The following is a 20,454-nucleotide window of genomic DNA, read 5'->3' as shown; positions in this document are numbered from 1 at the left end:
CGATTCACCATCCACTCCATCCACTACCCATAGAATAAAAAAAGAACCGGCTTTAGAAAGCCGGCTCGTTTTTTATTGTTTATGCGTTTTGCGTTAAGCGTTAGGCGTTGACCGTATTACTGCGCCAGTGATATCCTTATCTGAATACCGGCGCGGGTAGTCGTGATCGGTGGTGAAGTGGAGATCTTCGGTTCAACCCGGCGCTGTTCAAAATATAATTTCAGGTTAACCCGGTTGCTGATCACATAATCGATCGTGGGATTAATGGTGATCACTTTTTGTCCGTTCGTTGGCAGGGCCTGCGTTTGATCGAGGCGGCTGTTCGACGTTATATCGTCCCTTAGTCCCACATCCAGTCTAAAGCTGGCATCGTTCTGAAGCGGTTTGCCTTTGAACTTGATCCAGGAGAAAGCACCACGTTTTCTGAAACCGGCGCCAATGGTGAATTCGGTTGACCGTGATTCACTGAGCTGGAAGTCGATCAGGCTCAAACTCACTGTTCTCGATTTCTTGTATTCAAAACGGGCTGTGAGCTGATTGGTGAACTGCATATCGAGGTCGATCATTGGTACAAACTGCTCACTGATCGAAATATTCGGTACCAGGAAGTAAGGAACAAAGTTACCCGTGAGTGTATCAACGAACGAAGGATAACCTAACGTGTCCTGATACAGCAACGCCGAAGTAAAACTGTTCATACTGAGGGTACCGGTATAACCATGCGAAATGGTAAAGTTGGTAAACACCTTTTCCATTCCTTTTATCCTGGTCAATCCATTATAGGTAAGCCGCCAGTTAGGCCTTGGCAATATACCGGAGAACGGATTGGAGCGGATGTTTGGATTATCCTGTTTGATCAGCGGCGCTGAATTCGGACTCTTTCCCGTATAGGCGGCGATGAAAGCCGGCAATAACACATCCTGGGCATAACGGCCATAACCGGCATAATAGCCATCGCTGGTGATCTGCTGGTTTGGATTTAAGTTTTGCCATTTCGGGTTCTGCTCGGCCAGCCGTTGTGATAATATAATACGATAATCCTGGAATTTCTGGAAGGTACTGGTTACCTCGTTCGCTTTCACCGGCGTGAACATGGTCTTCAGGGCAATATAACTCACACTGAAGCTGCCGGATGTATACGGGTTTAACCGGGCGAAGTTAAGGCCGGTGCCCGTAGTGTCCTTATACAGTTCGCTGTACATTTTACCAAACGTTTTATCGAGCGTAAGGTCAATGGTGAGATCGCGTATTGGTATAAGCGTGGCCGTGATGTTCAATCGTTGCTGGTAATCCTGCCGGTTCTGATAGTTGAAATTGGAATCTGCGGTGAGCCAGCCTTTCGACGCCATCATATTTACGAAATTGGTGTCGGGCTGACGGCCGAAAATAAATCCAAGGCCGGGGGCCATAGACTTAAAGTTCATGCCCAGTGCACGGGTGCTATCTGTGTAACCATAAATGGTAGCGCTGGCATTTTCAGAGTATTGCACATTCACCCGTTTCAGCATGGTGAGTATGCGGCCGCCGAATCTTGCCGCACCGCTTAATTCGAGCGGCGCATTCGGATCGCGTTTTCTCTTTTTGGTGGTTGAGTCGGTCTTGTTGCCACCAGGCACCGGTGGAGGCGGTGGCAGATCTTCATCAAAAGCCCGTAACAACCGCGACTTGGCGTACAAGCGGGTGAAGTCCAGTTCAGCTGTAAGGTTTTTCTGCTGGGTGTTCGATAAGGTATTGCCCAGTTCCCTGGCCAGTAAGGAAGCGGCTAACCAATCGAAAGTAGCAGTATAACCTGCCCGAATGGTGGTCCAGTCGAGGAAGGGCAGTTTGCTGGTTGGAAGCGTGTATGAAACGGTTGCCTTATGGTTGTACTGAATGGTACGGCCGCCTTTCCAGAAATTATGCCACATGCGTTTTTTCTCCGCTTCATCCAGGCGCCCGCTGTCTTCGTCTACCCACGCCCGGTTCAGGGCCGTGAAATCGAGGTTCAGCGAACGGGTGAAATCCCAGCGCAGGTTATAGGTACGGTCGAAGGTAAAGTACTTGTCGTATGTTTCGGGTATCAGGTGCTTGGGTGTACCAACGCTGCGTGGCCGGTAGGTGCCGAACTGGCGGTTCACATCGGCCCTAAAGCCTAACAGGGTAGGTATGGGGTTGATGTTGAAATCCTTTACGGCAGCTACCCACGGCGATCTTGTTTTAATGAAACCTTTTACCGGTTCCCAGTATTTGGGCGTCGATGTATAGTTATAACCGAGGCCCGCGCGGTGGCGCACCACCTCATTGCTTTCTATCAGCGGGTTGTGTTGTTCTTCCTTGTAATACGAATAGCTCACATCGAAATTCTCGATGCTCCAGATCTGCTGTTTCTTGCCATTGACGTTGTTCTTCTTCACATTGGTGAAGTTCACCGTTTTAATGGTCTTCACGTCAATGGCATCGTTGCGGATAGAATCCTTCTCGGCGCCAGAAGCCGCTTTAAGTTTGTCTTTCAGTTTTATATCCAGGTCGTAGGGATCGTACTCGGGAGTAGTCACTGTTTTTGAATAACTGGCATACACCGGAATGGAAATACCGGCTTTGGCGGGCAACAGTTTACCCAGCTCCAGGTTAGTGGCAACATCCAGTTGTGTAAAGCTTTCGCGTGAACGTTCATTCACTCTTTGTTCCAGCGTTCCCCAGCCGGCGCTTCTGGCGGCTCCGGAAATATACAGGGTACCCAGGTCGGCCAGTTTTATATCCAAACGGCCGGTGGCAGCCCAGGCGCCATGTTCATCGAGGCCCGACAGTCGCAGCTCATTGAACCAAACCTCTGTACAGGCGTCTAACCGGTTAACGTTCTGTACGCCGATAAAGAAGGCCCTTACCTCACCGAGGTTGGGGTTACCAAGAATGGCGAACTGTTTTCCATCGCCATCGGTTTCCTGGTAATACCGGAACGTTTGGCCATTATTGTTACGCGATACCTTTAGCGAAGTCAATCTGTCGAGCGACAGTTGAAGATCGTTGTTGGCCGGCCATATCAGTTCATCATCGGTAGTTTCCCACGGCGTAATATCCAGCGGAATTTTTATCTCGTAAAAGTTGCTGATGAGGTCGTTACCCAGGCGCACAACGGCATACAGGTCGCCATTCCTGAGGTCGTTCCTGCCTTTCACCGATTCAGCGTGCACATACATCTGCAGCTGTTTATACTGCCGCAGGTCGAGGTTCATGGTCTTGAAAACACCGCGGGCATCGCCCTGCGCCAGGTTACATACCTGCAGGCTCAATGATTGTTCGTTCTGCAACAGGTTCACGTTGTTGTTGCTTAACTGTTGCTGGCGAATTACGCCGGGCGGTGTTTTATAGTTAACCGGATAGCGCGAACCGTTTTCTTCCACGTTCACCGCAAGTTGTTTTACCGTAGTGGTAGTGTTTGTTGGAATAGGTACATACTGGCTGGTGGTATCCAGCTGGTAGTTGAACTGACGCCATTGGTTACGCACCAGTTCCAGTTTGGCAAAGCGTAATACTACTGAATCCTCGAAACCGGTGAGGAACATTCTTATGAACCGGATAGATTTGAAGTCAGGGATATTACCTACTTTCTGCTGGAACTCCCTGATGGGGATGCGGAACAGGTACCAGGTTTCAGTAGGGCTGTTGCTGGGTCGAACTTCCATACTATCAGTAATGTAGTTGCTGCCCACGCGGAAACTGCTTTTTCTAAGATCTACCTTGTACTGGAAGTATTCTTCCAGCTCGTTCAGCGTATTGTCGCGGTTGAATTCTTCCTGGTCGGGATATAAAGTAAAGGCGCTTACAAAACGGTCGCCGCTGCTGGCCACCGGTGAGTTGCCCTGGGGGTTATTGATATTCTTATAACGGGCAAGAATACCGTCATTGGCGCCGAATTGCGCATTACGATAGTTGATGTAATCATCGTTCGAAGGGTCATTCAGTGCCTGTTGGTAAGCGCCGGAACCAATGGCCTGCAACTGGTTTAAGTATGCCTGAAATTTTGTTTGCTCGCCCTCGTTCACCAATCCGTCAAAACCGGCGTCCTGCAGCGGTCTGTCGGCGGGGTCGTTACTGAATGCCTGGGTTACCTGTATTGGGTTGGCCGGAACCTTACCCCAGCGGGTAGCTGTATCTTCCAGGGCGGTGGTAACGGCGCCGCTGATGCCATTTTCAAAAAAGCGTTTACCATCTTTCAGCACGTCTTCTGAAATATTACCCAGGTTGAAGTATAATTCACCACCCGTACTGCTGGGGTTCAGAATGAACGGGTCCTGCAACCAGAACTCAATGAACTCCACATTGCCGGTCTCAAAGTCAACCTGGTCTATACCGCGCATGATACCGCCCCAGCGGGATCTTGGGTTAAGTAATTTACCAGAAGGGTCAACACTGCCGGAGCGTGCGTCGTAGTTGTAAGGACCTTTCTCTGTTGGGTAGTACGCCATGTCGAAGGTTACCAGGCTTCCCTGGCCCAGATCAGGTGTGCGTTGAGGAAAGATATCGCGAACGTTTACAGAACGTACGCGGGGGTCATTCAGTAAACCTCTGTTGATCGGGTTGTCGGCGCTGGTTCTGTCCTGCAATACCGGTTCAATATTATACCAGGCCAGTTTGGCGCGGTTGTAACCATATTCCAGCGTGTCACGTTTATCAGCCTCGGGGAACAGGCCATTGCCAGATGGGGTAGAGGCCAGTCCCCAGCTTACCAGCGGAAAACGCAGGTCAATAGCGTTCCGCGACCCTTCAAAGTCATCGATGAATACCTGGCTGCTGCTGCCTTTTCCGATTTGCGGCGGGTGACCTGGTTTCAGGTAAGCAGCTTCACCATAAGCGGTGATGGTACTCATTTCCGTGGTATGGTAGAAGGGCAGTTTATCGAGCCAGCGGGTGATGCGCGGCGCCTGGGTCATGTAGTTAAAGTCGACCCCATACATAGTATTGCGAATAGGGTCTTCATTGTAACTGGTTTTGGTAAAGAAAGGACGTTCACCCAAACGTACCAGCGAGGCGCCAATGGTCAACTGTTCACGGGCGGTTTGTTTGGCCATATAATCGAGGCGCAGGCCCATGAAATTTCGTTGCTGAATACCAAAACCGGCATTGTTCTCAAACTGTACATTCACCGGTAATCCGGCATTGAGAATGGCCTGGTTGATGATCTTGACCGTACCCAGATTATAGTCCACCACATAGTCAACATTTTCGGCAAGTACCTGGCCGCCGGCTGTCACGCTCACTGAACCCTGGGGTACGTTGAAAGCGCCCAGGGAGATTTCCGAAGTGCTTTGGCCTTTGGCATAACCGCTGATGACATACCGGTCGAGGTTGGCGTAGGTCTTGGCTATTTCCTTGATGGTGTCATAGAGCGGATAGTATACGTATTTCTGCTTTAGATCGGGTGTACTGCTGCGGAAGGCCACTGAATCAAGGTCGCGACCGAAGGGTTCCAGGAAGGGGAAGATGATGCGGGCCTGTTGCGATTGTATGGTAAAGCCTTCTATAAAATCAAATACCCCATCGGGTAATGGGTCATTCCGGGCGTTCAGCCGGTCGAGGTTCAGCAGCGTGATCAGCGGTACGCCGGGGTGTTCCCCTTCGGGTAAAAAGCGTTTCTGACCAAGGCTCGGTTCTTCATACAGAACGTTCAGTTTGAAATCGGCTGGCTGTACGCCGGATAAATAGCTGCCGTCTTTTGTTTTCAGCGTGTACACGTTCTTCATCATCAGGTCCCAGAGCGGCAGATTCGTACGCTGTGAAGTGGCTTTCAATAATTTCAGGAACAACACTTTCTGGGTACCCGCCGCTGTATTGGTGGTATCGGGCGGCACATCCTGTGAGAACTCACCCACCTGATATATTCTTCCGTTGTAGCTATACTGATAGGCTACCCCCAGCACTTCATCGGGCTGCAGGGGTTGGTTTATGGAAAGGAAACCGATCTGCGGGTTAAAGAAGAAGTCGGTTGGGTTTAATTTTCGGGCGAATGTTTTTTCGAAATCCTGCACGGGGCGCAATCCAAGCGACGACAGCTTGCTGGTGATGGCGGATGGATTGCGGCTGCTGGGATCATTAATGACCTGGCGGAACAGGGAGTTGGCATCGTTACCCGGTAAACCGTTACCACCACCGGTAAAAAAGGTCCGGTTGTAAGGCTCTGGTTCGCCAAGGTCCATTAAACCTACCACGTCGCGGGTTTCCGTAGTGGAACCATTGCGGTTAGTTACCCATACTTCCACACGAAGGATCTGTATCTGCGAAGTAACTACCGGCAGTTTCGACATGGCCTTGTTGTAATTATGGCGGAAGTACTGGGCTAACAGGAAGTGCCGGTTCTCTTCATAATCATTGGCCTTGAACTCGAAATAGGTATTGGCCGATCCGCCCTGTAAACCCAGCGATTGTTTTTGTGACCGCTGGTTGGCCAGTACGCCGGTGATAAAGAGTTTTCCGAATTGCAGCTGCGTCTTGATACCGAACAACTGCTGGGCGCCGGGGATCAGGGTGCCTTTTGATGAAAAGGAGATGTTCCCGGCTTCGATCTTTTTTATGATCTCGTCGTCGGTACCGGTATAGTCAAGTTTCAGCTGGTTGTCAAAATCAAAATTGGCCAGGGTGTTATAGCTGATGGGCAATTTGAGCTTGTCGCCGATATTGCCGATGACGCTGAGGTTGGCGTTCATGTCGAAATCGAAACCACCGTTACGGCGCGCCCGTTCGGGCAGTGCGGGGTTCTTGATGTTCTGGCCCTGGTAACCCGCCAGGATATTCACCTCACCCTGGGGTTTGATCTCTATTTTTCCGTTGCCGAAGATGCGGTTGAACAGGTTATCGGTCATGGACATCCGGGGCCGCAGCATTTTACGGTTCAGGCCGCTCAGGATATTCGATCTTTTCTTGAAGTAGTCCGCTTCCTGTTTACGGGCCTGCAAAGCCATGAACTCTTCAAAGGTGAGATAGGTGGGCTTCCGGTAGTAGAAGTTGCCTATCTTTTCAATGATGTAGTATTGCTTTGTTTTAGGATCGTAGACAATGGAATCCTGGATGTTGGCCGGGTCGTTGAGGCCCATGGAATTCCGTTGAGGAAAGGTAAATTTATCGCCCCGTCTGTCGTGCAGGGGATATTTCAATGTGTCAATGCCCTGGCGTTGAGTGGAGTCCTGTCTGGGGGCAAAGAAAGCCTGTGCAGTGGAACCCATAGCAACGCATGCAGCTACTATTAACACAAGTGTTAGTCTGTTTCTGTAAGGTGCGCGTAACAATCTTCTCTAAAGAATTAGTTAGGTAGAGTTCCGAACGATAGGCTTAAATGGTTTTTAAAGCTTTCTTAATAATTTCTTCAACTGCACTAAGAGAAGGTTCCGCTTTTATTACGCGTTGGATGGCCTGTTCTGCCGAAGCCCTGGCGATTCCCAGTGCAATCAAGGCATTTAACGCATCCTGCTCCAACGTATTGTTTATCAACGGCGAAATATTTAGGCCTGGCTTGGTTTTGCTGAGTTTATCCCTCAGTTCCAATATGATCCGTTCGGCCGATTTTTTTCCGATCCCTTTAATCGATTCCAGTTGTTTGGTATTACCCTGAACAATAGCCCGGGAAAGTTCGTCGGGTTTCAGGGAAGACAGCATCATTCGTGCAGTAGCTGCACCTACACCCGACACACTTACCAACTGTAAAAACAGCTCTTTTTCGGCTACATCAAAAAAGCCGTATAAAGTATGTGCATCTTCTTTAATGTGCAAATGTGTATACAGCAGTCCTTTGTCGAGCGACTGAATGTGTGAGTATGTGTGCAGGCTTATCTGAAGTTCGTATCCTACACCGTTGGCTTCCACGTGGACCACCGCTGGTGTCTTAAGTACGAATTGTCCTCTTACGAATGCGATCATTAAGCGAAAATATGGAAAGGTTTCTGCTTTCGGATTTGAAGTTTTTCCCGCCCGTACCGAACGGTACGTTCGGTACGGGCGGGGGTTTGTGTCGAATGGCCAAAAACTTATTGCGGCTGGGATAGCGTATATAACAATTACTTAATGAGAGCGTTATTGGAGGCATCAAGGCAACGAGCCAAAAAGCTAAAAGGCAACGAGGCAAAAGGCCAAAAGGCAACGAGGCAAAAAGGCAAAGAAGCAGAAAGGCAAGACGCTGGAAGGCAAGAGGAAGAAAGGCTGACGCGAAGCAGGCCTGGCGACCAGTTCCCCGCACCTGGTAACTGGTACCCGGCAACTGGTAACCGGTACCCGGCACCCGGCACCTGGTAACCGGCACCTGGTAACTGGTAACCGGTAACTGGTAACCGGCACCCGGTAACTGGCACCCGGCACCTGGTACCCGGCACCCGGCACCTGGTAACTGGTAACCGGTAACTGGTAACCGGCACCTGGTAACCGGCACCTGGTAACTGGTAACCGGTAACCGGCTTTGTGCTATCTTTGGCGCTTATTTGTTCTTATTTCCTGGATTTGTTTTCAAAATTGATTCAATATCAAACCTGTATAATAGTAGCATGACGCAAAAAATTACTGCCGCCATCACAGCTGTTGGCGGCTTTGTACCGGAAGACAAGCTGACAAATGCAGATTTAGAAAAGATCGTAGATACCAGTGATGAGTGGATCAGGACCCGTACCGGCATTGAAGAAAGACGCATCCTGAAAGGCGCCAACAAAGGCACTTCAGACCTGATCGTACCTGCTGTGAAACAATTATTGGAAAAAAGAGGCATAGGTCCCGAAGACATTGATGCTGTTGTTATTGGAACCGTTACGCCCGATATGATGTTCCCTTCTACCGCCAACCTCGTATGCTACAAGGCCGGGCTTAGGAATGCCTTTGGATATGATCTCCTGGCTGCCTGCAGCGGCTTTTTATATGCCCTCACTACCGGCGCCGCTTTAATTGAAAGTGGCCGCTATAAAAGAGTGATCGTAGCTGGCGGCGACAAAATGAGCTCTATCGTAGATTACAGCGACCGCACTACCTGCATCATCTTTGGTGATGGGGCCGGGGCCGTTCTGCTGGAAGCAAATACCGAAGGATATGGCGTATTGGATAGCATCCTTAGGAGTGATGGCGGCGGCTGCCCGCACCTGCATATGAAAGCCGGTGGTTCCTTACGCCCCGCTTCTGTAGAAACCGTTGCCAACAAAGAGCATTTCATTTACCAGGAAGGACAACCGGTGTTTAAAGCGGCTGTAAAAGGTATGGCCGATGTAAGCGCCGAACTGCTCGAAAGAAATAAACTAACCGGGGCCGATATCGCCTGGCTGGTACCTCACCAGGCCAACAAACGCATCATTGACGCTACCGCAGACCGGATGGGACTCACCCACGACAAAGTAATGCTGAATATTCACCGTTATGGTAATACAACAGCAGGCACTATACCGCTTTGTTTGTTTGACTGGGAAAGCCAGCTGAAAAAAGGCGATAACATTGTGCTGGCTGCTTTTGGCGGCGGTTTCACCTGGGGCGCTACCCTCGTGAAATGGGGATGCTAGAGCAATGTGATAATCGGCTAATGTGATGATGTGATGATGCAATTAGCTAATGTGCTAATTTGCCAATGTGCTAATGCTTCCATTTCAATCTCACTATCGAATGAACCGCCTGCATTTATGCAGACGTGAGCGTAATTGATAAATTTATTTCTAACTGCCTGTTTATGCAGGGCGCTTTAAGCTTATTGTAAGGGTGGATCTTTCTGCGGAGTGCAGAAGATTCACCTTTCTTTTAGAGCATCGTTTGCGGGCTTTGTACCTTTATGCCTCGTTGCCTTTGTGCCTTCTGCCTTGAGCGTTCTGCGTTAAGCGTTTAGCGTTCAGCTTTTCCTTGTAACTTCGTACACATGGCTAACAATCAATTCCCGTATTCAGGTTTTACCTCCCTGGCAATTCATGCCGGACATGAACAGGATCCCAACTACGCTCACCTGGTGCCTATCTATGCTTCTTCCACTTTTGTGTATGATACCGCCGAACAGGGCATGCGCCGCTTCAGCGGGCAGGAAGAAGGCTACATTTATAGCCGCTGGGGAAACCCCACCTTTGATGAGGCAGAAAAAAAGATCGCTGCCATGGAGTGTTTCCAACTGACCGACGACAATGGAAAACCAATGGTGGCTAAAGCATTGTTACATGCTTCGGGTATGGCCGCTATATCTACCCTCTTCCTGTCGACCCTGAAAGCCGGCGATAAAATATTGTCGCATTATTCGCTGTATGGCGGTTCGCAGGAAATAATGGATAAGATCCTGCCCGGTTTAGGCATTGAAGCAGTGATCGCTGATCTGCGTCAACCGGAAAAAGCGGAAGAAGCGCTGAAAGCACACCCCGAAATAAAAATGGTGTACATCGAAACACCGGCCAATCCGACCCTGCAATGTGTTGACATCGAAGAACTGACCAGCCTGGCCCGCCAATACGGCAAACTGGTGGCATGTGACAATACATTTGCAACTCCGTATTTGCAGCAGCCCTTCCAGTTTGGGGTCGATTTCATTGTTCATTCCACCACCAAGTTCCTCAACGGTCATGGTACAGCGGTAGGCGGTGTACTGATCGGTCGCGATATTGAGTTCATGAATACCAAAGCGACCAAGGTCATTCGGCTGTTAGGCGGCAACAGCAATCCATTCGATGCTTTTTTATTGATCAATGGCATGCGTACCCTGGAAGTGCGGATGGAACGCCATTGTCATAACGCTACAGAAATAGCCAATTACCTCGAAGGTCACGCCGCTGTAGCAAAAGTGAACTACCATGGTTTGCCTTCGCATCCTGATTTTTACCTGGCCAGCAAACAAATGCGGCACCCAGGTGCGGTGATGAGCATCGAACTTAAGGGAGGACTGGAAGCTGGTAAGAAAATGATGGACCGCCTGCAATTATGCACCCGCACCGTGTCGCTGGGCACCTGTGATACGTTGTTATGCCATCCCGCTTCTATGACGCATTATGGCGTACCGAAAGAACAGCGCGAACAATATGGGATCACGGACGGACTTATCCGCATGAGCATCGGGATGGAAAATGTGCAGGATATTCTTATGGACCTGGACCAGGCGCTCAAAGGTTTGTAAGCCTCCCGTTTAATTATTTGACATATTCACTTTATAAAAAATGGAAATTACTATTCGTCGTGCTGTTAAAGCCGATTGTGCCCGGTTGCTGGAACTGATCCGTGAGTTGGCGGAATATGAAAAAGCGCCGCAGGAAGTTACCGTTACCATGGAGCATTTTGTGGAAAGCGGTTTTGGCGCCCGGCCCGTTTGGTGGGCTTTTGTGGCTGAAGCCGATGGCCGGGTGGAAGGATTTGCCATGTACTACATTCGCTACAGTACCTGGAAAGGCCAGCGCATGTACCTGGAAGACCTGATCGTTACCGAGAAAATGCGGGGCAGGGGATTGGGCAAAATGCTGTTCGATCAATTGATGGTAGAAGCGAAAGAGAAGAACTTCAGTGGCATTGCCTGGCAGGTGCTGGAATGGAATGAACCCGCCATTAACTTCTATAAGAAATATAAAGCCCACTTTGATCCGGAGTGGATCAACTGCAGCATCACCATCTAGCATTTACGATTTCGGAATTTTGAGACCTGCCTCCCGGCAGGCAGGTTTCGAGATTTAAAAATCCGAAATTCATGCTTCCTTTACAGATTCAGGATTTTGAGAAATGGAATTTGGAATTTTGAGATTTCTCAGCGGCTTTGACGTGCGGCAAATCTCGAAATCCCGAAATCTCAAAATCAGAAATTGCTATTTATTTGTAACTTGTTAAAGTTATCCGGTTGCCTCCCTATGGTTGCGATTTTCTTCTAAATTACATGTGTTAGCGTCGTGTTGCTGATACCAGTCACATAGAAAATTATCAGTTTCTATTATGAAAACGATTGTAGCAGGGGCGGTAATTTTTATCGGGCTTACCATGGTAAGCTGCAAAAAAGATCATGACGTAGTAAGCTATGTTGTAAAGAACGACACGGCTGCCAACTACGCCCGTGATATTTATCTCTGGTACAATAACATTCCTCCTACATTCGATGCGCACACATTTACCGATCCCAATGCTGTCATGGAAGGCATTAGGGCTTTCAGTGCCGAACCCGGCTTTAATATGCCGGTTGACCGGTGGAGTTTCGCTATGTTACGGTCCGACTGGGAGAAGCTGAGCACCGGCATCGGCGGCGACTTTGGTATGAACATCTTTTTTCTTACCGATAATGATCTGCGGGTGTCTTACGTTGAACCGGAATCACCGGCTGGTAAAGCAGGTATCAAACGCAGCTGGCACATTAAGCAGGTCAATGGAAATCCGAATATCAATTCCACCCATGCCAATGAAATTATAAGAGCTGTTTATCAAAGCGCTACCGGCACTTTCCTGTTTGGCCGGCCCAACAGCGCCGATACAACCATTACACTGCGGGCTGCTTCCTACAGGGAACATCCCGTGTTATTTGATTCTATATATACGGCAGGCGGCCATCAAACCGGTTATTTTGTGTTTAATTCTTTCCTGGGCGATACCAATGAGATCAAAGATGAGTTTACGCGCATTTTCGATAAATTCAATGAAGCCCGGGTGCAGGACATGGTCGTTGACCTGCGTTATAACGGCGGGGGATATGTGGCCGTACAGAATTTACTGGCCAATTACCTGGTGCCGGTGGCAGGCAACAGCGATGTAATGCTTACCGAAGAATTCAATGACAGGTATCGTTCCCTGAATGTGACCCAGCGGTTTGTAAAGAAAGGAAGCCTCGATCTCAACCGCCTGTTCTTTATCGTAAGCCAGAATACCGCTTCTGCCAGTGAATTATTAATTAACAGTTTGATCCCTTATATGGAGGTTCACCTGGTAGGGCCATCACATACCCATGGCAAGCCGGTTGGTTTTTACCCCATCGGGGTATATGACTGGTATATTTTTCCGGTGTCGTTCCGCACGGTAAATAAAAAAGGGGAGGGAAATTATTTCAACGGCTTAACCCTCGATCACCAGGTGCCGGATGGACTGGATAAAAATTGGGGTGATGCAGGTGAAGGCTGCCTGAATGCCGTCCTGAATTATATCAATAGCGGTAACTATGCCCGGTTTGGGGTTACCGTGGAGCAGCGGAGGAGATTAAGCGAAGAGGTACTTCATACCAATGCCCTCCTGGGCGAGTCGAAGTTTAAGGGAATGATACCTTAAAAGGCGCAAGGCTCAAGGCTGAAGGCTAAAGGCTGGCTGAAGGCTAAAGGCTGAAGGCTAAAGGGCGCAAGGCAAAGTAAAACGATAACAATAATGTATATAAGACAAAAGTGAGTCATCGTTATATGAAGACTCACTTTTGTTTTGTGGGTATTGAGTTTGCCAATTGCCTATTGTCTATTGGTTTAGCTCACTCCGTCAGTAGTAACTTTTTTATCGATCTTGGCGATCAGTCCCTGTAACACCTTACCCGGACCGCATTCTGTAAAATGGGTACCGCCGTCGGTGATCATGGTCTTGATGCTTTGGGTCCATTTAACAGCGCTGGTCAGCTGATCGATGAGGTTTTGTTTAATATCTTCTTTATTGCCCACGGCTTTGGCCACAACGTTTTGATAAACAGGACAATTAGGATGGTAGAATGTAGTGGCCTCAATGGCTTTCGACAATTCTGCTTTGGCAGGCTCCATTAACGGTGAATGGAACGCGCCGCTTACCGGCAGTACCAGCGCCCGCTTGGCGCCTGCCGCTTTCAGCCGCTCGATGGCTATTTCAATGCCTTTGATAGTTCCGCTGATCACCAACTGGCCAGGACAATTATAATTAGCCGGCACAACTATCTCTTTGGTTTCCGATTGAACCTGGGCACAGATCTCTTCTACTTTTGCATCGTCGAGACCTAATACGGCTGCCATGGTAGAAGGATTGGTTTCACAGGCTTTTTGCATAGCCTGCGCCCTGATGCTCACCAGTTTCAATCCATCTTCAAAACTCAATACACCGTTAGCCACCAGTGCCGAAAACTCACCCAACGAATGGCCGGCAACCATTTCAGGGCGTGCATTATCAATACTTTTAAAGGCAATAACGGAATGAAGAAAAATGGCGGGTTGCGTTACCCTGGTTTGCTTCAGATCTTCTTCACTGCCGTTAAGCATGATATCCGAAATACGAAACCCCACGATCTCATTTGCCTGTTCAAATAGTCTTTTTGCAAAAGCGCTGTTTTCATAGTGGTCTTTTCCCATCCCCGGAAACTGAGAACCCTGGCCCGGGAACACAAAAGCATGTGTCATAATGTAAAAAGGGGTTTAAAAAAAACAAAAATGCCACAAAGGTTTTAACTATCCAAAAAAGAAGTCAGAAGTCTGAGGTCTGAAATCTGAGGTCAGAAGTCTGAGGTCAGAAGTCTGAGGTCGTAACTCAAAGGTTCAACTTCAGAAGTATGCAATCAGACGTGAGATAAGAACTTTGAACCGCTCCGATTTCCGGCTTCCGACTTCCGATTGCGGACTTCGGTTTTCCGACTTCCGATTTCCGTCTTCGTTAATGCAGCTTGCTTGAAATTAATTTGGTAAACTCGCTCCTGGTTTCATTTTTTTCAAATTCGCCCCAGAAAGCTGAGGTAGTAGTAACGGAGTTTTGTTTTTGCACACCGCGCATCATCATGCACAGGTGCGATGCCTCAATTACCACTGCCACTCCCAACGGTTGCAGTGTTTCTTTTATTGCACCCAGGATTTGAGTGGTGAGGCGCTCCTGTACCTGTAACCGCCGGGAATATACATCCACTACGCGGGCCAATTTACTAAGTCCGGTAATATATCCATTAGGAATATAAGCAATATGGGCTTTGCCGAAGAAAGGCAGTAAATGGTGTTCGCACAGGCTGTACAATTCAATATCTTTTACCAGGATCATTTCGCTCACATCCTCCCTGAATTTGGCCGAATCCAGGATCGCCTTTGCATCCATTTCATAACCCTGCGTCATGAATTGCATAGCCTTGGCCACCCGTTCCGGCGTTTTCACCAATCCTTCCCTTTCAGGATCTTCACCCAGCAACGACAGTGTTTCGCGGTAATGCTTTATCAGCCCGGGCATTATTTTATCTTCGTATTGATCAATTTTTTTGTAGGCCATTTCCGTTGATTTAGTTTATGATGCTGAACGCCTTGCTTTGCTGAAGCTTCGCGCAGGGATGCCAAACGCTGAACGCTTAACGCTAATACAAAAGGCTGAATAATTTAATTGTTGCAGAACCACTCACCATTAACCATTCACCATACCTTTTATGCCGGATACTCCACAAAATTTCTCTCTGTTTCATACAATCGTACCTGCAGGTCGAGCGCAGGATCAATTTTTTCACGCAGCAGATCATAGATCACCAGGCAAATGTTTTCAGCTGTTGGATTCAATGCTTTGAAATATTCGGTATCCAGGTTCAGGTTCTTATGATCAAACTTCTCCAGCACATGATCCCGGATGAGATCGCTTAATATTTTCATGTCCATCACATAACCCGTTTCGGGGTCAGGTATACCTGTCACTTTTACTATTAATTCATAATTGTGACCATGGAAACTGGGATTGTTGCATTTACCAAACACGGCATCGTTCTTAGCCATATCCCAGGCAGGATTATATAAGCGGTGGGCCGCATTAAAATGTTCCTTACGGTAAACAGCTACTTTTTTGCTCATGTTATTCAAATACAAGTATTAACGCCTTCAACACCAATTTTATAACAGGTTGGTGTTGTGATTGTTCAGGGTATTTAACGGCTATTCGCCAAAATACTCTACAAAAATGCGGGGTGTTTCATACAGCTTTATGCCATGCAATTGAACCCCGGCCGGTAAATTAGGTTGCAGCTGTCGCCAGATGGCAATAGCCAGGTTCTCGGTTGAACACAGCTGGTCTTTCATAAACGGCACATCCACATTCAGGTTCTTGTGATCCAATTGCTCAATCACGTATTGGTTGATGATCCGGCTCAGTTCCTTTACATCACATACAAACCCCGTGTCGGCACTGGGACGGCCTTTTACAGTCACATATAATTCATAATTATGGCCATGCCAGTTCTGATTGGCGCATTTGCCGAAAACGATCTCATTCTGCTCCTTGCTCCAGTTGGGGTTATACAGTTTATGGGCCGCATTAAAATGTTCAACACGAGTCAGATACACCATTGTTGTCGTGAAAATTTGGCGCAAAGGTAAGATTTCGAGGCCACAAGGTAAAGATTCAGGGTATCAGGTTCAAGGCACACATTCCGGGGCTCAGGATTAAGGGGATAAGGCACAACATTTAACGGATAAGGCGGGCACGGCCAAAGCTAAAAAGGGCAGGCAGTATAACGGGTTAACAGAAAAAAAACGTACAGAATCTTTAGATGTAAAGGTTGTTCCTTGTTTCTTGATCTTGAAAGTTTGATGCTTAGATTTGCAGCATGGATATTTTATTGATAGCCGCTACCAATTTTGAGATTCAACCAACGATCAACTATCTGGCAGACAGAAACTGTTTGATCGGCGGCAACAAATTTGAGGTATTGATCACTGGCATCGGCAGTTTGAGCACAGCTTACTGGCTCACCAAAACGATCGGTAAAAAGCGGCCCGACCTGCTTATCCAGGCAGGTGTCGCTGGCAGTTTCTCCAACGAATATCCGCCCGGCAGCCTGGTGCTGGTGCAGGAAGAAGTGTGCGGCGATCTGGGGGTAGAGGAAAATGATGAGTTCAATGATGTGTTCGATATGGGGCTTCCACAGATAACTGATCCCTATACAGGCAAGAGCCTGGTGAACCATCACCTCGATCTGTTGCAGCGGCATAACCTGCCCCTTGTGAAGGGGGTTACCATCAGTGAGATCACTACCCGCCCCACGCGCATCCGGCAGTTGCAACAAAAATACCAACCGGTTGTTGAATCAATGGAAGGCGCTGCTTTTCATTATGTAGCACTGATAGAAAAAATCCCATATATACAATTGCGGGCTGTTTCCAATGTGGTTGGTGAACGGGATAAATCGAAATGGAAAATGAAAGAGGCGATCGAAAAACTTAACGAAAAGCTTATCAAAATAGTGAGCAGTGCGTCGTTGTAATTATTCGTTCACAATAGATAGCGGTACATGTTGCAGGTTGCACGTTGCAAGGGAAAACAGCCCTGTACCCTGCAACTTATGACCGGAACTGATAAACCGGTAACCTTGTAACCTGTAACATATTAATGGAATCACAATCAACATAAAGAAAAGTAATGCAACTAACATTAGGATTCTCTCCTTGTCCAAATGATACTTTTATATTTGATGCACTGGTAAATAATAAGATCGATACGGAAGGTATCAGGGTGCAACCTGTGCTTGAAGATGTGCAAACGCTTAACGAATGGGCATTGCAGGGCAGGCTCGATGTTACCAAGATCAGCTATGGTGTATTGCCGCTGTTGCTGGATAAATATCTTGTATTGAACGCGGGCGGCGCATTGGGAAAAGGTGTAGGTCCGCTGTTAATAACGAAACAGGCAGGCGCCGATACCAAGGCTGTGAATGATATGACCATTGCCATTCCCGGTGAGCATACTACTGCGCACATGTTATTCTCGCTGGCATACCCGCAGGCTGCCAAAAAGAAATTCATGATCTTCTCTGCTATCGAAGATGCCGTACTGAATGAAGAAGTTGATGCAGGGGTGATCATTCATGAGAACCGCTTTACCTATCAACAGAAAGGATTGCATAAACTGGTTGACCTGGGCGAATACTGGGAACAGCAAACGGGTAATCCTATTCCGCTCGGCGGAATTGTAATGAAGAAAACATTCAACAGCGCCCTGCAGCAAAAAGTAGATGCCCTTATTAAACGGAGCCTTGAATATGCATTCAAAAATTACCCGCAGATCACCGATTATGTAAAACAACATTCACAGGAAATGAGTGAGCACGTAATGCGGCAGCACATCGACCTGTATGTGAATAACTATTCGCTGGAATTAGGACGTGATGGTAAAGCGGCGGTAAATACTTTTTTGGATATTTACAAACAATTGAAGAACGTACATACCCATGAAAAGGATATCTTTTTGGAGATGCGGTAAATATGGTATATCCTTTGCTGAAAATCCCGAAGCATATATTGAACCGGGTGCCTGATTTGTAAAGCGAGTGTCAGCGGATACGTACTGTAAATGTAATTATATGAAAAATGTTTCCCTTGGTTTCGCCTTGTTAACACTGGTTTCCTGCAGTAACATTTCCCACAAAGAGAAAGGCAAAAAATATTTTGCAGACCTGTTAAAGGATGTGGATAAGATCCAGCTGAAATTCTTTAACCATGGCGACACGCTGGCTGAAACCATTACCGATCCATCTGAAATTAATATCTACAAAGAGCTGATCAATGGTAAACGTGATGCTAAACAAAAGATCAAATGCGATTCTACCGGTCAGATCATATATGTAAGTAAGGACGACGTTATTCTGCAGGCCTGGTTTTCATCACGGGCGTCGGGCAGCAAATACGACAAGGCCTGTGTTACCTATGCCGATGAAACCGATCATTACGGTTCTGCTCTAACGCTCAGGTCGGGTCAGGGTATCGACGATTACTATTATAAACTGCGCAGTACCGCCAACAGAATGGCGCAGCATTAAAAAAAACATTTTATCCCGGCTATGCGTTGCCTGCTTCACGATGCTGGCAAGTGTCAAACGCGTCAAAAATGCCGGCCAGAGAGCCTCAGCATAGTAAATTTACCAGGGCTGTCTTCTAAAGCAAGGCAGCCCTTTTTTCTTTTTCAGAATAATTTTTAAAAATTATTCACCCAGTCTTGTCACAAAACAGCTATTCCGAGATCATAGGTAAGAACAAAATAATTGTATATGGACATTCCATTTCTTACCCCTGTTGAAAAGCCTAAAGGCTTAATTGGAAAATTTCTTTATTTCTATTCTAAAAAGAAAATAGGCAAGGTAATGACGCCATTAAAAGTAATGGCTGCCAGGTTGCCTTTCAGTTTTGTTGCATTTACAGGAAAGATCAGCCAGCTGGATAACAAGTTACAGTTGCCGGCGGAAACTGTTATGCTTGTTCGGCAGAAAGTGGCAGAAATTAATGTTTGTCTTTTTTGTATCGATATCGGGCGGGCGAAAACCATTGAGGCTTCTATGGATCAGGCAAAATTCGATGAGCTGTATAAGTATGAAACAAGCAGCCTTTTTACTAAAAAGGAAAAAGTGCTGTTGGATTTTGTCACCCGCCTGACCCGTGACCGTAAAATGGAAAAGGAATTGTTTGACGAACTGGCCAAACATTATAATGAGCGCTCGATATGTGAGATCATTTGGATAGTAGCCACTGAATTTTATTATAACATCTCGAACATAGGGCTAAACGTTCATTCAGATATGTTGTGTGATATAGCTAAAATGAGAAAAGCGCAAAAAGCATCATAATGCTGCTCTGATCTTTAGCTTATCAGGATTTCTTACCAATAACAAACGGGCCATAGCGTTGTTCTCCCATTCGAAATATTGGATAGAATCCAGTTCTTTATCGGCCTTGCGGAGTATCAGCAGTGCTGGTACTCCGTTTACAAAGGCAGGCCTATATTCATATTCATCGATCTGCTCTCTCAAAAGCTGTATTACACCGAAGAGGAATTTTTGCACTTTTTCCAAACCAAAGAGCGGTTTAATGGCTGTACTGCGTTTGCCACCGCCATCACTGTACAATTCGATATCGTGGCGCAGGATCTGTTCTAATGAAGACCGGTCCTGATTCAAAACTGATTGCAGATAAGCTTCTACCAGGTTATGGTAATTTGCTGGATTCACTTTTGTCTGCGGATTACGGCCAAGTTTCTCATAGGAACGGTGTAAGGTTTGGCGGCAGTTGTCTGTTGACAGTCCGGTTAATGCTGCTATGTAACTATAATCTTCTGAAAAGCTTTCCCGTAATATGAATACCGCCCGTTCTACCGGATTAAGCTTTTCAAGAAGGAAAAGCAGGCCATATTCTATTGTTGGTATCTCAGTAGCAGTAACTTCAAAACTAATATATGGTTCAGGCAGCCATGTGCCGGTATAGGTTTCCCTGAACACTTTCAATTCATTGAGCCGTTTTATGCTTTTGTTTACGGTCATTCGTGCCATATAGGCCTTAGGCGTTCTTACATTTTCAGCAGCTAACCATTTTTCATATACGTCCTGCACGATATCCTCGGCTTCTTCAACTTCACCAAGCATACTGTACGCTATCTTGAAAAGATATGGACGCAGTTCCAGGACTTCGGTAGTTATTTCCATTTCTATTATAAAAATGCTGAACAAAGCTATCGAAAAAACGATTTTTGTCAGTAACTAACTGTTATTATCTTCGCAGTCCGGTTTACATTCCGGACGCCGCTAAGCCGGTCACTTCTGCATGCTGCCCTTTCTTTATCAGCCTCTGCCAATACCTGTTCTTCAGG

16 protein-coding genes are annotated in these 20,454 nt (G+C 47.2%); 9 read left to right on the top strand and 7 right to left on the bottom strand.

Going from position 1 to position 20,454, the window contains the following annotated elements:
• Window positions 1-116: 116 nt before the first annotated feature.
• On the bottom strand, window positions 117-7,196 hold the full coding sequence (gene sov / locus JUB15_RS25685; RefSeq protein ID WP_207515526.1) for a T9SS outer membrane translocon Sov/SprA: 7,080 nt from the start codon (window positions 7,194-7,196) through the stop codon (window positions 117-119).
• A gap of 106 nt (window positions 7,197-7,302) precedes the next feature.
• Window positions 7,303-7,887 (bottom strand): Holliday junction branch migration protein RuvA, encoded by a 585-nt coding sequence (ruvA, locus tag JUB15_RS25680; protein WP_207515525.1) that lies wholly within the window; start codon window positions 7,885-7,887, stop codon window positions 7,303-7,305.
• 144 nt (window positions 7,888-8,031) lie between these two features.
• Between ruvA and JUB15_RS25675 the strand changes: the two genes are divergently transcribed.
• From JUB15_RS25675 to JUB15_RS25655, 5 genes are all read left to right on the top strand, one after another.
• Window positions 8,032-8,259 (top strand): hypothetical protein, encoded by a 228-nt coding sequence (locus JUB15_RS25675; RefSeq protein WP_207515524.1) that lies wholly within the window; start codon window positions 8,032-8,034, stop codon window positions 8,257-8,259.
• A gap of 245 nt (window positions 8,260-8,504) precedes the next feature.
• Window positions 8,505-9,497, top strand: a complete 993-nt coding sequence (locus JUB15_RS25670; protein ID WP_207515523.1) for a beta-ketoacyl-ACP synthase III — start codon at window positions 8,505-8,507, stop codon at window positions 9,495-9,497.
• A gap of 347 nt (window positions 9,498-9,844) precedes the next feature.
• Window positions 9,845-11,077 (top strand): trans-sulfuration enzyme family protein, encoded by a 1,233-nt coding sequence (locus JUB15_RS25665; protein ID WP_207515522.1) that lies wholly within the window; start codon window positions 9,845-9,847, stop codon window positions 11,075-11,077.
• Between the two features lie 40 nt (window positions 11,078-11,117).
• Window positions 11,118-11,567, top strand: a complete 450-nt coding sequence (locus JUB15_RS25660) for a GNAT family N-acetyltransferase (RefSeq protein ID WP_207515521.1) — start codon at window positions 11,118-11,120, stop codon at window positions 11,565-11,567.
• Window positions 11,568-11,877: 310 nt separating this feature from the next.
• Window positions 11,878-13,191: a S41 family peptidase gene (locus tag JUB15_RS25655; protein ID WP_207515520.1), complete on the top strand. Its 1,314-nt coding sequence runs from the start codon at window positions 11,878-11,880 to the stop codon at window positions 13,189-13,191.
• 185 nt (window positions 13,192-13,376) lie between these two features.
• Here the strand turns inward: JUB15_RS25655 and fabD are convergent, their stop codons facing one another.
• From fabD to JUB15_RS25635, 4 genes are all read right to left on the bottom strand, one after another.
• A complete protein-coding gene (gene fabD / locus JUB15_RS25650) occupies window positions 13,377-14,267 on the bottom strand; it encodes an ACP S-malonyltransferase (protein ID WP_207515519.1) in 891 nt (296 codons plus the stop codon).
• Between the two features lie 250 nt (window positions 14,268-14,517).
• On the bottom strand, window positions 14,518-15,114 hold the full coding sequence (gene folE / locus JUB15_RS25645) for a GTP cyclohydrolase I FolE (RefSeq protein ID WP_207515518.1): 597 nt from the start codon (window positions 15,112-15,114) through the stop codon (window positions 14,518-14,520).
• 149 nt (window positions 15,115-15,263) lie between these two features.
• A complete protein-coding gene (locus tag JUB15_RS25640; protein WP_207515517.1) occupies window positions 15,264-15,677 on the bottom strand; it encodes a 6-pyruvoyl trahydropterin synthase family protein in 414 nt (137 codons plus the stop codon).
• Window positions 15,678-15,758: 81 nt separating this feature from the next.
• Window positions 15,759-16,169: a 6-pyruvoyl trahydropterin synthase family protein gene (locus tag JUB15_RS25635; protein ID WP_207515516.1), complete on the bottom strand. Its 411-nt coding sequence runs from the start codon at window positions 16,167-16,169 to the stop codon at window positions 15,759-15,761.
• A gap of 260 nt (window positions 16,170-16,429) precedes the next feature.
• Here JUB15_RS25635 and mqnB point away from each other — a divergent pair, with 260 nt between their 5' ends.
• From mqnB to JUB15_RS25615, 4 genes are all read left to right on the top strand, one after another.
• Window positions 16,430-17,086 carry a futalosine hydrolase gene (gene mqnB, locus JUB15_RS25630; RefSeq protein ID WP_207515515.1) on the top strand — a complete coding sequence of 219 codons (657 nt, stop codon included), beginning with the start codon at window positions 16,430-16,432 and terminating at the stop codon, window positions 17,084-17,086.
• Window positions 17,087-17,241: 155 nt separating this feature from the next.
• Window positions 17,242-18,081: a 1,4-dihydroxy-6-naphtoate synthase gene (locus tag JUB15_RS25625; protein ID WP_207515514.1), complete on the top strand. Its 840-nt coding sequence runs from the start codon at window positions 17,242-17,244 to the stop codon at window positions 18,079-18,081.
• 100 nt (window positions 18,082-18,181) lie between these two features.
• On the top strand, window positions 18,182-18,637 hold the full coding sequence (locus JUB15_RS25620; protein ID WP_207515513.1) for a hypothetical protein: 456 nt from the start codon (window positions 18,182-18,184) through the stop codon (window positions 18,635-18,637).
• A 228-nt stretch (window positions 18,638-18,865) separates the two neighbouring features.
• Window positions 18,866-19,438 carry a carboxymuconolactone decarboxylase family protein gene (locus JUB15_RS25615; RefSeq protein ID WP_207515512.1) on the top strand — a complete coding sequence of 191 codons (573 nt, stop codon included), beginning with the start codon at window positions 18,866-18,868 and terminating at the stop codon, window positions 19,436-19,438.
• On the opposite strand, the gene JUB15_RS25610 is transcribed toward JUB15_RS25615, so the two are convergent.
• Complete coding sequence (locus JUB15_RS25610) at window positions 19,433-20,290, bottom strand: sigma factor (protein WP_207515511.1); 858 nt, start codon at window positions 20,288-20,290, stop codon at window positions 19,433-19,435. The two genes, JUB15_RS25615 and JUB15_RS25610, sit on opposite strands and share 6 nt — an antisense overlap.
• Window positions 20,291-20,454: the final 164 nt, after the last annotated feature.

The sequence above is a fragment of the Longitalea luteola genome (assembly GCF_017356035.1).
Classification (GTDB): Bacteria; Bacteroidota; Bacteroidia; order Chitinophagales; family Chitinophagaceae; genus Niastella; species Niastella luteola.
Note: the sequence above shows the minus strand (reverse complement) of the source record. Positions and strands in the feature narration are given on the sequence as shown.